Source organism: Herpetosiphon sp. (assembly GCF_003512625.1).
Taxonomy (GTDB): domain Bacteria; phylum Chloroflexota; class Chloroflexia; order Chloroflexales; family Herpetosiphonaceae; genus Herpetosiphon; species Herpetosiphon aurantiacus.
In genome coordinates this window covers 76,108-90,109 of the sequence record NZ_DOPT01000097.1, presented here as the reverse complement: position 1 = coordinate 90,109, position 14,002 = coordinate 76,108, and the positions used below count along the sequence as shown (strand labels likewise).

The 14,002-nt window shown below is 46.0% G+C and carries 13 protein-coding genes; 4 read left to right on the top strand and 9 right to left on the bottom strand.

Annotation, left to right across the window (positions count from 1 at the left end; genetic code table 11):
* Positions 1-249, top strand: a 249-nt coding sequence (locus tag DEF47_RS21780) for a hypothetical protein (RefSeq protein ID WP_287045346.1), incomplete at its 5' end; no start/stop codon positions are given.
* 50 nt (positions 250-299) lie between these two features.
* On the opposite strand, the gene DEF47_RS21775 is transcribed toward DEF47_RS21780, so the two are convergent.
* From DEF47_RS21775 to DEF47_RS21745, 7 genes are all read right to left on the bottom strand, one after another.
* A complete protein-coding gene (locus DEF47_RS21775; protein ID WP_287045345.1) occupies positions 300-1,526 on the bottom strand; it encodes an MATE family efflux transporter in 1,227 nt (408 codons plus the stop codon).
* Between the two features lie 86 nt (positions 1,527-1,612).
* Positions 1,613-1,948: an STAS domain-containing protein gene (locus DEF47_RS21770; protein WP_012189732.1), complete on the bottom strand. Its 336-nt coding sequence runs from the start codon at positions 1,946-1,948 to the stop codon at positions 1,613-1,615.
* Positions 1,935-2,363, bottom strand: coding sequence for an ATP-binding protein (locus DEF47_RS21765; RefSeq protein WP_012189731.1), 429 nt, complete (start codon positions 2,361-2,363; stop codon positions 1,935-1,937). The genes DEF47_RS21770 and DEF47_RS21765 overlap by 14 nt, the downstream gene beginning before the upstream one ends.
* Before the next feature lie 8 nt (positions 2,364-2,371).
* Positions 2,372-3,859, bottom strand: coding sequence for a PP2C family protein-serine/threonine phosphatase (locus tag DEF47_RS21760; protein ID WP_041304426.1), 1,488 nt, complete (start codon positions 3,857-3,859; stop codon positions 2,372-2,374).
* Between the two features lie 13 nt (positions 3,860-3,872).
* Positions 3,873-4,205: an STAS domain-containing protein gene (locus DEF47_RS21755; RefSeq protein ID WP_012189729.1), complete on the bottom strand. Its 333-nt coding sequence runs from the start codon at positions 4,203-4,205 to the stop codon at positions 3,873-3,875.
* Positions 4,202-5,398: a glycosyltransferase gene (locus DEF47_RS21750; protein ID WP_287045344.1), complete on the bottom strand. Its 1,197-nt coding sequence runs from the start codon at positions 5,396-5,398 to the stop codon at positions 4,202-4,204. The genes DEF47_RS21755 and DEF47_RS21750 overlap by 4 nt, the downstream gene beginning before the upstream one ends.
* Positions 5,364-6,185, bottom strand: a complete 822-nt coding sequence (locus tag DEF47_RS21745) for a dolichyl-phosphate beta-glucosyltransferase (protein ID WP_012189727.1) — start codon at positions 6,183-6,185, stop codon at positions 5,364-5,366. Before DEF47_RS21745 ends, DEF47_RS21750 begins: the two co-directional genes overlap by 35 nt.
* A 208-nt stretch (positions 6,186-6,393) precedes the next feature.
* Between DEF47_RS21745 and DEF47_RS21740 the strand changes: the two genes are divergently transcribed.
* Genes DEF47_RS21740 through DEF47_RS21730 form a run of 3 tightly spaced genes read left to right on the top strand, consistent with a single transcriptional unit; the run spans position 6,394 to position 12,564 of the window.
* On the top strand, positions 6,394-9,624 hold the full coding sequence (locus DEF47_RS21740) for a putative glycosyltransferase family protein (RefSeq protein WP_287045343.1): 3,231 nt from the start codon (positions 6,394-6,396) through the stop codon (positions 9,622-9,624).
* Positions 9,625-9,626: 2 nt separating this feature from the next.
* Positions 9,627-10,847 carry a hypothetical protein gene (locus tag DEF47_RS21735; RefSeq protein ID WP_012189725.1) on the top strand — a complete coding sequence of 407 codons (1,221 nt, stop codon included), beginning with the start codon at positions 9,627-9,629 and terminating at the stop codon, positions 10,845-10,847.
* 19 nt (positions 10,848-10,866) lie between these two features.
* Positions 10,867-12,564: a cellulase family glycosylhydrolase gene (locus DEF47_RS21730; RefSeq protein WP_041304424.1), complete on the top strand. Its 1,698-nt coding sequence runs from the start codon at positions 10,867-10,869 to the stop codon at positions 12,562-12,564.
* On the opposite strand, the gene DEF47_RS21725 is transcribed toward DEF47_RS21730, so the two are convergent.
* Positions 12,561-12,896, bottom strand: a complete 336-nt coding sequence (locus DEF47_RS21725; protein ID WP_012189723.1) for a hypothetical protein — start codon at positions 12,894-12,896, stop codon at positions 12,561-12,563. The two genes, DEF47_RS21730 and DEF47_RS21725, sit on opposite strands and share 4 nt — an antisense overlap.
* 16 nt (positions 12,897-12,912) lie before the next feature.
* Positions 12,913-13,713 (bottom strand): hypothetical protein, encoded by an 801-nt coding sequence (locus tag DEF47_RS21720; protein ID WP_012189722.1) that lies wholly within the window; start codon positions 13,711-13,713, stop codon positions 12,913-12,915.
* Between the last annotated feature and the right edge of the window lie 289 nt (positions 13,714-14,002).

Genomic DNA, 14,002 nt, shown 5'->3' with positions numbered 1-14,002 from the left:
GAAACCAGCACACCAACGGCAACGGCGACGGCGACCAATACGCCAACGAACACGCCGACCGCGACAGTAACCGCGACCAATACGCCAACGGAAACCAGCACACCAACCGCGACGGCGACGAATCCAATTCCTAGCTATACCATTTATCTTCCGCAAACGATGCGGGGAGAAAGCTCGCTGCGCTCAAACAATCCACAGCGCTCGATTATTCAATCGATTTTGCAGCGCGGTTTCTTGGCCGCAAAGTAAGCACTAAATTAATAGGGCATGGCGTGAAGCCATGCCCCTCAACATCGCAATCAAATTACCCTGGATTTTGAGAATTTCTGCCGTGCACGAGCCCTATAGAATTCGTAGAGCATAAGCACCAATAGTAAACCAAGCATCACTCCAACTTGGCTATATAAAATCTGGTGAATACTCTGATTGAACCAGCTCATTACCCCGATTTGAATGCTACCTGCAAGCAGAGCAATCCATGCACCAAATGAACGATCCTGAGCAAGCTGATACGTGATGCTAATATTAGCAATGGCATAACAACTCGTTGCCACCGCATATAGCCATAAGAAATCTGCGATGGGAAGATAGGCCTCACCAAAAAGCCATCCAAGGATTAGTTGCGGTATAATTTTACATAACAAAGTAATCAGTCCCGCAATCGCCACGGTTATCATAATACTTTGCCAGAAAAGTCGTTGTTGTTCGCTATGTTGGGTAGAACGTAACACTCGGGGAAAGAGAATGGTACCTAAGGTGGCTGTTGCAAAAAACACAACCCGTCCTATGAGCGCTAAGGCTGCATATTGGCCAGCAATCATTGCCGGAAACCATGCTTTGACCAACAACACATCGCTATTATTAATTAAAACTTGACCCAAAAGATGGATGATAATCGGAAGCATCATTTGCAGCTGGATAGAATTGTTCGTTCTATGTTGCTCAACCGTAGCATAAGATCTCCTACTATCCAACCATGCAATGACAATCGAACTACTTAAAGCGATCGTTGCACCAGCGACACCCATACCTAATCCAACAAAGACGCATGCTCCCATCAGTCGAACAGCCATCTCGATCTGAAAATTCCAAGCCAAGCGCCCAAAATGCGCACATCCTTGGGCAATACCGCGCTCAACGCCCAAGGCATAATAACAGGCTAGCCCAACCCCTAAGATAATAAATGGGCTGGCACTAGCTGTGTGAAACAGGGTTTGCCAAAATGCTGCAAAAAGCCCCAAACCGAGCAAGCTTAAGCCACCACAAACCCAAGCAACCCGTCGCAACATGGTTAAGATAGCCTGGTTATTTGAGCCAACAATTGCTCGAGCAGCACTCATCTGCAAGCCACTTGTAATAAAGGTTGCAATCAAAAACAAGGTAATCATTAAATTAATTTCGGCGTAAGCCGATGGCCCAAGCCAGCGCCCGACCAAAACATTAAACCCATAATTCCCTGCATTAACCAACATCATGCTTATAAAGAGCCACAGGCCTGGACGTTTTTTTAAATGCTCGCCGAGCAAACGCTGAATCGATTGACGAGCTGGTAGGGATACTATACGCATAGGGCATCCTTCAATAGAGCTTAGATAGCTATTTGCGCTATGGTCTACCAGATACTCAAGGCTGATTCAACCGATGGGCTACTAGTGAAGACGCGATCAAACTTTGTGAGACTGACAATTCGGCGGGCAGCTTCGGCTATTGGCCAAACAACGCGAATATCACCTGCTTGTTCGCGAACACGTTTAAGCACATTTACTAATGCCGCCATCCCAGCGCTATCAAAAAAACTCACCGCAGCCATATCAATCACAAGGTAGTTAGTTTGGGCCAGAATGTGATCGGCTGCTTGGCGAAAGGTTGATAATGCGGCGATATCAAAGCGATCGCTGAGGGTTAAAATACCAATATTAATTACTTTCGTTTGGCTAGCAATGCTCATATGTTGCTCCTAATTGTTTGATTAACTGCCAATGATTGCCTGTTGCAGTGCGTCGATAACATAGCGAATCCAGCACTTGTTCAACGATAAATAATCCATACCCACCCTCTTGCCCATGCTCAAGATCGGGTAATCTGCGTTGATCGGCATAAAACGGCTTGCCCCAATCATAAATATTAATTTCAAGCTGATTGGTTAGTGAATAAAATCGGACATTAATGGCAATCGAGCCAGCATTATTGAATTCATAGGCATGGGTGATAATATTGGTACAAATTTCATGCACAGCGAGTTCAATATTGTAGATAAGCTGCGGATGCTGTTCAATGATGGGCAACGTTTGGAGGAATCGCCGAACCGTACTAGCAATCTCGACAAGCAAATCAATTCTAGCTGGGATAACAATATCAACCATACACGACCTCATGGGTTGGTCTTTAATATAATCATTGTGCGATCGTCTTCTTGAACACAACTATTGCCAAAGGCCTCAACTTGCTGAAAGAAAAGGTTACATAAGGCTGTTGCTGATAATTCATGATGCTGGGTCAGGAGTTGGCAGAGTCGCTGATACCCAAACATCTCTTGATATTGGTTATGAGTTTCATTAAAGCCATCAGTTGCACCAATCAGGATATCGCCTGGATTCATAATTTGGGCATGGCTACCAGCACAAAGTTGTGGCAGCACTCCTATTGGCGGACAATCAGCTTCGAGCAACTGGGTTTGCTGATTGCGAAAGATCAATACAGGGGCATGGCCAGCATTTGCATACCACAGCATATGGGTTTTGGGATGATAAATTGCCACAAAGACCGTAATAAATACCCCAACCGTGGTTAAGTCGTCGTAAAGATCCATATTGGTACGTTCAAGAATTGCTGCTGGATCATGGGTTGCCAGCGCAGCATTTCTAAGAGCCGTTCGGCTTAGCATCATCAATAATGCGGCAGCAACACCTTTGCCAACCACATCACCAACCATAATGGCAACGCTTCCATCTGGCCGTTGAAGCACATCATAGAAATCGCCCCCAATAATCCGGGCTGGTTTGGCATGGGCAGTTAATTGTATATCGGCCACACTTGGCAGAGGAGTGCTCAACAAACGTTGTTGTACTCGTTGCGCCAAGGCTAACTCGGATTCCATTTGAGCCTTGGCTAAACTTTCTTGATAAAGCATCTGCTGTTCAAGTTGAAGGCTAATATGCTCACAAATTGCTTGAACAAATTTAATATCGGTTGCACTAAACTCACCTGTTTTATTGCAAATTCCTAGCCCACCGGCAATAATTACTGAACGAATCGTAATAGGCATCCACAAGAGATTTACAATATCTAAATGTTGACAAATTGGATCGTGTTTGGTAAATAGTGCAAACTGATTTGTCTGGATTGAGCGCAACATTTGCTCTGATATTGGCACAAAACCATGGGTTATAATATGTTGTACGCCTAAACCTGAAGCAAAACTAATCCAAGCATTCGAGGTTTTGGTTAATCGAACGACCTCGCGCATCAGCGATTGCATAAGGGCAGTTAAGTCACCATGTTGACCCATAGAAGTCCAAATATCATATAACGTAACAAGTTGATCTTGACAATCAATTAATTCATCAGTTAATAAATGGACATTATGTTCATATTGCAAAAGTGCCGCTAATAAGCCAGCATCAGCATCTAGTCGTTCTTGGCTACAATTCTGGCGGTCGCTGGCAATATGTAATTCGCCAATTGCTTGACCATTTACAACTAGCGGCGCACGAAATGCAACCGTTGTGATCGTATTACTCGGCGGCCAAACTTGTTGATAGCGGCTATCAACCCATAAGCCAAATGCTTGAATGCCCGTTTTGAGCCAAGCCGTGGCAATGGTTTCAAACGCTGGGATGTTTTGTAAAAGCATGTTCATGTGCATTCGCCAACTAGTATTCGCCAACTTTTGCAAGAGCCTGATCAAGTGTTTCGGTGAGCGATAACACGCGATCAAGTCGAGTTAGCTCTAGAATAATTTGAACTGGTTGTTGCAATCCACAAATGGTTAAGCTTCCCTGGATATTGCTAACATTCTTGTTTAAGCGTACCATCCAAGCTAAGGCTGCCGAGTCAACAAAATTAACTTGGCTTAACTCTAAAATAATATGCGGCATGGTGGCATTCGGCTGCCATGTACGTAATTGAATCAGGCTATGCACATCAAAACGGCCTTCGAGATACAAAATTTCGGTTTTATAGGCTGGGTCAAGTCGCCGATTCATAAAACCTCCTGTTGAAATCTTGGTGCAATTGCTGGCTGACGCAGCAAGGTTTGCAGATGCAAAAGATACCAATCAGCAACATCACTAATTGGTAAGCCACAAGCAGCAGCGTAGTTCTGCATCCCTAACGCATGGCATCTTGCAGGGTCAAGCAGCAATTGCTCAAGGGCTAAAGCGAGGCTGGTAACGTTTTCAGGTTCAAAAAACACGCCATCAAAACCCTCTTCGCTGATAATATCGGCAAGATCGCCGAGGTTTGGCAAGATCGCGGCGCGACCATATGATCCTGCCTGATGGAGCACTCCCGAGCTTCCAGTGGTACTGGTATAGGGAAAAACAACGGCTGTTGCCGATTGAAACAAGCCTGCAACGGCTTCTTCTGGAACATAGCCAGTAAAGAGTACATTAGGAACATGGGCATATTGCTGTTGAACAGTGTTTAAATAACCAGCTGCGTTTGGGCTGTCAGAGCCTGCAATCACTAATTCCATGGGTTGTTGATGCTTGGTTTGGACTTGAGCAAATGCTTCAATCAGGGTTTCAACTTTTTTATAAGTACCAAATTTTCCAAAAGCTAAAAAGCGCCAGCAATCGGTGCTTGGAGCCGTTGGAGGTGGCGGCGTTTCAAAGGCTCCATGGGGAGCTAAAAGCACATTCGTTGCTGCATAGGTTTGTTCTAAGATTTCGACATAGCGTGGAATTGTTACCGCAACTAAATCAGCGCGTAATAATTGACGGGTAATAATGCGCCCAGCGAATTTTGTAAGCCAATTGATTAATTGATTGCCAGCAAACCCAGCCTGCTTAAGATCCACTGTATCCATGATGTTATGCAATAAAACAATACTTGGAATGCCTTTTTGGCGAACCAAGGCTGGCGTTAATAGTGCTAAGGCTGCTGGAATACGGCGATTGCCAAAGGTTGCAAATTGCAAATTGAATAACACGGCGTCAGGGTTAATTTGTTCAATCTCACGCATAAGCCGCTGGGCAGTATCCCAACGATTAAACTGCCAACAACGCTGTATTTGGAGCGAAATACCATTAATTTGATTTGGTAGCTCTGGTTCTGGCCTGGCAAGCTCATCGGCTAAGACAATAATCTCACGAATTTCGCGCTTTTGTTGAAAAGCCCGCACGAAATGCCAGGCATACTCATTAAGCGTACCAGTGCTTGGAGGGAAGGTTGTCACGATGACGAGCCTTAAGCCACGGTTTGGCATAGCGACCTCGCAGGTTATTAATTTGAATTTTCAGAATGTCACGAATAAAGCGGTATGTATCGCGAATAGGATGGACTTTTGAGCCGGGCGCATCGATCCATTCGACAGAAATTTCAATGATTTGGTAGTGATATTTTTTGGCGAGAAACAACAATTCAAGATCAAAAGCAAAGCCTGGCATGGTTTGAAGCTGAACTAAGTGTTTTGCAACACTCTGATGAAAGACTTTGAAGCCACATTGACTATCGTAGATGTCCAACTGTAACCCATAGTGAACAATTGCACGTAAGGTTGCGCTCATCGTGCGGCGAACGAGACTGCGATGTTGGGTGTGAGCTGCAATAGTTGCGCGAGAGCCAATCGCGAGATCATAGGCACCTGTTTCAAGCAATGGTAACAACTGATGAATTTGCTCAATTGGGGTTGAATTATCAGCATCTGCAAAGAGAATAAAATCACCACGTGCAGCTATTATCCCTGCCCGAACGGCACTGCCTTTGCCTTGGTTACAAGGCGCTTTCAACAAGTTAATATTGGCAAACCCAAGTTCTTCGATTATGGCAACGGTTTGATCGGTTGATCCATCATCGCTAATGATTAATTCCCATGGCCGTCCGAGCGTACAAAAACATGCCATAATTGCGCCAATGGTTGGTAGAATACGTTCCTGTTCGTTGAAACAGGGAACCACTACCGAAATATGTGGCATTTCGGTTAAAGGCTCATGTTTCCATTGGTGGTAGCGAATGTCTCCCATTGGGACTATTCCTTGATATGAAAATAGTAGATAGCTGTAGCATAATCGGGGAAGAGGTACTTGCGTATGGTCTAACGGTACACCCTAGCCATAGCACTTTTGACGAGTGCTATGATGCTTCGTAGGATGTCATCATTGTGTCAGGATTAATTGCTGTTTTTAAACCTTGACATCAGTATGCTTGTAGGAATCGATGAGGTATCACTTTATGCAACGTCGCGTTCCGATCAATCCACATTTGCTGACTGCCTTGATTCTGGTGATTGCATTTCATGGAATCTTGCTGGTATCGGGCAATTTCAAACGCACTTACGATGCCTATGTGCATATTTTCTTTGCCGATCATTATCGACGAACATGGTTTGATCATTGGGATTATCGCTGGTATACGGGCTTTCCGCTGATTAGTTATCCACCAGGCTCCCAACAATCGATAGGGTTGCTGGGGATGGTGATTGGTTTATTGCCAGCGTTTGTGGTAGTCCAATTGGCTGCGCTGCTTAATTTAACCCTTGGAATGTATCGATTTGCCAAGCTTTGGGTTTCTGAGGAAGCGGCAGGTTATGCCGCTCTGCTCATTGTGTTCAGTTCGAGCATCTGCGAAACCGTGCATGTATTTGGGCAGCTCCCAACAACTTTTTCTTTAGGGTTTTTGTTGAATACCCTGCCATTTGTCAAACGCTGGCTGAGTGAAGGTGATTGGCGTGATCTGATCAGAGCATGGTTATTACATGCAGCAACCACCGCTGGACATCATGTAACAACCTTATTTGGAGCGGTCTTTTTTGCCGGGCCAGTGATTCTTTTAGCCTTGGTTGAAGCATTTCGACAAGCAAAAGCTGATGAGGATACGCTGCATCCTGCTCGCATTACACGTTCAAATATTCGCCCATTAATCGTTCGACGCTTACGCCGAATTGCACCACCATTGATTCGCACCGCGATCTATGGACCAGGTTTAATTGCTGCCTTGGTCTTGGTTGTCTTACCATATTGGCTTTGGAGTAGCAGTGACCCGATCAGCCAAGTGCCAATTCCTCACGCATCACGTGATTCGTTTATTGAGAACCCAAATGCGGGGATTGTTTTTTGGTTATTGCCTTATGGCTCGACCTTGTTGGTCTTGCCTTATCTTTTTTATAAAGGTTTTTTTAGTCGGGCATGGCCCATGGCGCTCTCGATCAGTGCCTTGTTTTTACTAGGAACTGGCGGTACTACGCCTATTCCTAAGGCTCTTTTAGGCGGCGCATTTGATATTTTAACCCTTGATCGGTTTACCTTTTGGGCCACAATTTTATTTACGCCCTTGCTTGGTGAATTTGTGGTGAGCATGCGTCATGGTAATCTTGCCCGCTATCTGCGCGACCAATTTGGCAACAAGATGTGGCGCATAACCCAAGTCTGTTGTGTGCTGATCTATGTTGGGGTTGCCGTATTTACCTCAAACTTTACCCAATTTCGCCGCTTTCAGCCTGATGCGATTGATCCGGTGCCATTGGTTGCCTTTATCGAAAAAGATGAACACTGGCGCTGGCGCTATTTGATGCTTGGCTTTGGCGATCAGATGGCGTGGGTTTCGGCTCAAACGACGGCTACCACAGTTGATGGCAATTATCATTCAGCTCGTCGCTTACCAGAATTAACTACAACCCCAGTTGAGCGGCTTGAGGGAGCTAAATTCCGTGGGATTCCCGGGATTGGTTCGTTACAGCAATTTTTGGCAGTTCCCGATAAATACAACCTCAAATATGTATTTTCCAATGATCAATTTTACGATCCGCTACTCTATTTTTCAGGTTGGCATCGGATTCAACGCCTAGAAAACGGGTTGGTGGTTTGGGAACGTGAGGATATTCCGCCACTACCTGAGATCTTGCCTCGGCGGGAAATTCCCTGGTTTCAACGGATTATCTGGGGGGTAGTGCCACCTACAGCCCTAGGCTTGGGAATTTTGGCCTTGAGTGCGGGGCTATGGGGGCCACGCCTGCGACGAATGCTTCGGCCATTGTTGCCGCATCGTATTCCGATCATTCCCTATGAACGTTGGTGGTATACGTTTGATCAATTGCTTAAACGTTGGTCAGTTGTGCCAGCTACTAATGATCAACGCCGAACGCGTTGGCAAATTTGGCGCACGCTCTGGCAAAAGCTGCCAAAGCTTAAGCCTGCTCCGCCATCGGCGCATGCAGTCCGAAATGGATTATTAGGCTTGATTCTGCTTGCAAGTATTTTTACCGGCTGGCGACATTATGCCCAAGTGCAACAAAGCCCCGAAGCTGTGGTCTTGGCATATTACGATGATCTCGATTTCCGACGGTTTTCAGCAGCCTATGCCCGCCTTGATCCGCAAACACGCCCGACATATGATCAATATCTACTTGAACTTTCAGTTCAAGGGGGCTTAGTGGCTTCGTATGGCAAATTAGATTCGGTCATTGTTAACGATTTGGGGGGTGATCAAACAACGCGGATCGTCGATGTGGAGACACGTTGGGTTACAGCGCTTAACGAATACCCAACCCGAGAACGGCTGATCTTGGTTAAACGTGATAGTCAATGGTATATCCCGACTGCCAAGGTAGATGTACGGGTTCCGCCTGATACATTTATTCGACAAGCTGCGATTGATTGGTTTGCGGCTGGACGACGACGAGTCACCACGACGATAACCTCATTTGCTGATGTCCAAGATCGGCCTAAACTTTCTGTCCTTTCATCGCGATTGGTCTCCTATCGAGGGCGTACTAGTATTGTTGGCGAAGTGTTGAATCTCGATGTTGATCCCGCTGATCTTACCGTGACTGGAATCCTCTTTGATGAGAATGATCGAGAACTGACCCGCTATAATGCCCAATCGGTGATCAATCATAAGATTTTACCGAAAGAAGTAACTCCCTTTCGAATTGACTTTGAAGGAGTAGCTGGGGCGGTGCTGAGCGATACATTAACCGCTGGCGAATTCAACCCCAATGCATTCTCACCAGTATCCTTCCCCTCACCAATTGACCATTTTATCGTCTATGCCAAAGCAGTTGTGACCAATCGCGATCTTAATCGGGGGTTGGCAGTGCAAGATGTTGTTGTACATGCGCATGCAGAACCGCAGCAGATTGAGTTGACTGCGATCAATAATGGTACGGAAGAAGCTACTATTCCGCATATTTTGCTAACCTATTACGATGCAAATGGTGACGTGGCTTGGGTTGATCACGCTTTTGTGGCAAGCTCGATTCGTCCACAACGCTCAACAGTGGTAAGTATTCCCATTATTCCTGCATCAGCAATTCAGATCATTAAAACTGATGGCGATACGGTGGTCAACGCCTTGGTCGAGGCAGGGATTCCTGATGCTGAGCCGAGCTATTTCCTGACTCTTCCCGCAACGACGGGCTATTCTGCGGTTCGCATCAGTATTCATGGCTATTTTGCGGAGAATTGATCATGCGTTGGATGCTACTCCTGCTTAGCGCTTGCTGGTTAATCGCCTGTCAATCGCAACAATCGCTTCCATCGGCTCCAACTCGGATCACGATTGGCGTGGCTCCAACCAGTGTAGTTGGGGCTGATCTCCCAATTTTGCTTGAGGTTGAGCCAAACTGGAATGGCCTTGTGAACCTCACGATGCAAACAAGTTATGCTGTGCATAGTCAAGCAGTAACGATTGTGAATGGGCAAGGAACAACCTCCTTGATCTCCCCATGGAATGAGCAACGCGGTGATGTAACAATTGTGGCCCAGGTAGGCCAGGTACAGGCTCGCGCGACAACCAGTTTTCAGCCAGGAATGGTGGTTGAACCTCTTCGCCCTTTAGTTGGGGCACGTTCGATTATTGCCAATGGTGCAACTTGGAGTATGGTTGTCGTGATTCCCCATGATCAATTTGGCAACCCGATTGCTGATGCCTCGGCGGTAGATATTACGGCTCAACGCCCAAATCAACAGCTAACGCGAATTACGGTCAAAACCGCCCATCTACTAGCATGGCAACGACTCTACAGTCAAACCGTTGCTGGAAAAACATTGATTAGTGCTACAAGCCAAGACCGGCTTGGGCCTCAAGCCGAGTTGCTTGAAGTTGCTGGTTGGCCAGTCGATATTAGTATTCAGCTTGGTCAGTTACCGACTCGGATTAGCGCTGATGGACATAGTTTTATTCCGGTTCAAACAAACCTTATTCGCGACGCGTTTGGCAATGTGATGCCCGATGGTACAAGCGTAGTATTTGAGGTTAATGATGGGACTGGTCTGAAACGGCTGATTAATAGTGTGACGATTCGGGGCGTTGCCGAAGCCCAGATTCTATCACCCAATCAAGCAACCACCTTGACGATCCAAGCACGCATTTTTCGGGTAGCCAGTGAGCCACTTATAGTCGATGTTCCGCCGAATGGTGGGTTTGATTTTGCGTTGCAGGCAGTGGTTGCAACCGATGTAATTAGCATTACCGCAGGGCCAATTAGTGGGAGTTTACAGCAATATGTTCCCGATGGGACGATTGCAGTATTACAAGTCACTGGACCTGCAAGGTTTGAACAAACGAGCGATGTTGTGGCGGGTTATATCCAAACAACGATCCGGCGATCGTTGTTGCCAGCAGGTCGTTATACCCTGATCTGCCGGGTTGGCGATAAACAAGCCAAATTATTGCTGGTAGTTCCTTGATACAAATGAGATGTGGTTCATGAGTCAGCGGCGCTTCAAAATTATTATATGGCTCCTCTTTTTGCTCATCCTTGGTCAATGTGGCTGGTGGGGAGTTGGTCGGGTTGCCTGGCTTGTCGCTAGCTTCCAGCAAGGTGCCGACCCTGCTAGTGCCCTAAAATTGCCACCCATGTTGCCGCCCGAAGCCGCAATCGCAACACAGTGGCTGCCTGACGACCCCGACACTGGTCGTGTGATGGAAGATTTTACTCGCCAACAACTGACCAGCGATTATGGTCGAGCGTGGCTCCAATGGAATCTTTCCTTGAAGATTGGCCGTCCCTACAATTTACACACCAGTTTTAGTGGGCCAGCCTTGCATTATCTCACGACTAGTATCAGCACGACTGAGAATATAAAGATCGATCAAATTGATACAGCCCACCAATTACAACTGCATTTCTATGCAGCAGATGGCTCAATTGTAGCTCTGACCGATACCCAAGCCGAGATCTATCAGATGATCTATGATGCTGACGGGGAAATAGTATCGGCTCAATGGTTGTATGCACGCTATGAGATTGTGATGCTGTTGCAAGATGGCACATGGCGAATTCGGCATTGGGTTCGCCACGAACTGCCAACCCCGATAGAACCCTCGTATCAACCAAGGCCTCAACTGTTGCAGGTTAATCAGCAACAGTTACAACTTGCCGATCAGCCTTTTATCGCCCGAGGCGTTAATTATTATCCTTCTAAAACTCCATGGCTACAATTTTGGCCTGCCTATCAACCCCAACAAACGACAAAAGATCTCGCGTTAGTTCAACAACTAAATTTGAATAGTGTGCGGATTTTCATTCCGTTTGAGCAATTTACCGAACCCTATAGCACAAGTCTCTATCTACGTTCTGTGACCGATTTTCTGGATCAGGCTGATCAAGCGAACATCAAGGTCATTGTCACCTTATTCGATTTTTTAGGCGATTATCAGCTGGCACGCTGGCAAGCAACCGACAGCTATTTAACAACCGTGGTAACTGCATTACGAGAACATCCGGCGATTATGGCATGGGATGTTAAAAACGAGCCAGATCGTGATTATGCAACTGCTAGTCAGGTAGTGGTTGAGGCATGGCTCCAGCATAGCATCCGCCAGCTTCGTCGGCTTGATCCCCATCATCTGATTACGATTGGCTGGTCTACACCTGAAGCTGCTGAACGGTTATATCAAGATGTCGATTTGGTCTCGTTTCATTACTATGGATCAACTGAACTATTGGCAACCCACTATCAACGCCTCAGACAGGTAGTTGGCGAGAAACCGCTCCTGTTAACTGAGATTGGGATGCCAACCTGGAATAGCCCATTTTTTCCTCATGGCCACAACCAGCGTGAGCAAGCAAACTACTTAACGGGATTAATGCAACAAGCCGAAGCCTATAATGGTTTTTTGATCTGGACACTCTTCGATATTCCTGAGGTTCCAAAGGCTGTTGCTGGGTTTTGGCCATGGCAACGTGGCCCGCAAACCCAATTAGGACTCTATAACGAGACCTATGAACCAAAATTAATCAGCAAAGTGTTGTTGGGGCTTGAGCCTAGCCCGTTTATTCGCTGGTGGGAGGCGTGGCTCAAGCCGTTTCGAATAACGCTTATCGTGCTAAGCATGCTTGGATTAATCGGAGGATGGCAGGGTTATCGCCGCTGGAAACGCAAAAAACACCCAAAGATTTAAGGCAAAAGCGTTAATCGGATAATCGCCTGCCCTGAGCGCTGCATTGCCCGTTTGTTTACATCGGCAATCCATTTAATTAAAAGATTTGCTAATTTTGGGTATTTTGTCCAAAAGGATTCAGCGCCAACAATCTCGATAATAAATTGCTCGAACCCAGCTTTGCGTGTTTTATGTGGCTGTAGGCTATGTTGGCTATCAAAATAACTCACCAAATCTAGCCATGGCTCACATTCGCGCTGATACCAGCCAGGATAGGCCATTAATCGATCCAAGGCACTACTTAATGTCGCTTGATTATCGATACTGCTTGTTTCAAGACGAATATTTCGCATGATCATCCCCTATTGCTTAGGTGTATGGTTGTAAATTCCAATTCCAATTACGAATTTCAACAGCATGTGATGGTGCAATACTAGTATTACCAGGCCAGATACTAATAATTTCAGTTTGAAATCGTGCAGCAGTTTCCGTCCCCCAGCCGACTTTGGGTGTTGCCGTAAAACAAATGGGGATGCTGGTTTGATCAATCGTGAGCCGGCAGGTTTGGTTATGATAATCAACCATCATTTGGTATTGATGCCAATTCGTATCAGGTTGGAGGAATCCACACGGTATCCAGCCTTGTGTAGCGCCATCGCTTGACCAGCTATAGACTGTCCCGAATGTACTCATCCATGGGTTGAGCACCCATTGAAAGGCACATCCATAATCTAGTTGGGTTTGGCTGCCATCCCAGATAAAAAAACCACCTTCAAAGGTTTGAGCATTTTGGATTCCTGAATTTGTCTGAGGAATATATGGTAAGCGAAATTCATAGCTGGTTGTATGAATATACTCAAACAGATCCTGATCAATCAGTGATTTATAGGTAATGTTATGCGCCATGACTCCACGTTGGCTGATATTTGCTCGCAGAATGCTTTTGGTGGATGTTTGATCGGTTTGAATATCAGCATTATTGACCGGTACTTGATTTGGTGCTGTCCATAAACCATCACCAAGCACTGTTTTCCAATCAGCGAGCGTTGTACCACTAAACTGTAGCGCCGTGAGTCCCATCGCAGCGGCTTGTTTGGGTTCGAAAGAGCGAACTAAAAAGCCTGTTGCGACACTGGTGCCAAGAAGTTTGAGAAATTGTTTGCGATCCATAGCAACCCCGTATAGCTGTGATGAGTTTGGATAGCAAAGAGTATAGCGAGATATAACCTCTGGCTATATAGGTGTTTACTCCCACACCACCCCTTGATCGATAAACTTATGGTTTAGGACTTCTGCCCTACTCCCACGGTTGAGTGTTTCTGATACACGACCCATAGCCATGGTTAGTTGCGCCAGTTAGTCATACGCTTTGCTAGAGCATTAGCTTATTGGATTAACTTGACAAAGTATTAAATTGTGTTAAGATTCATGCTATCGGTATCGTTTCCGGAAACGATAC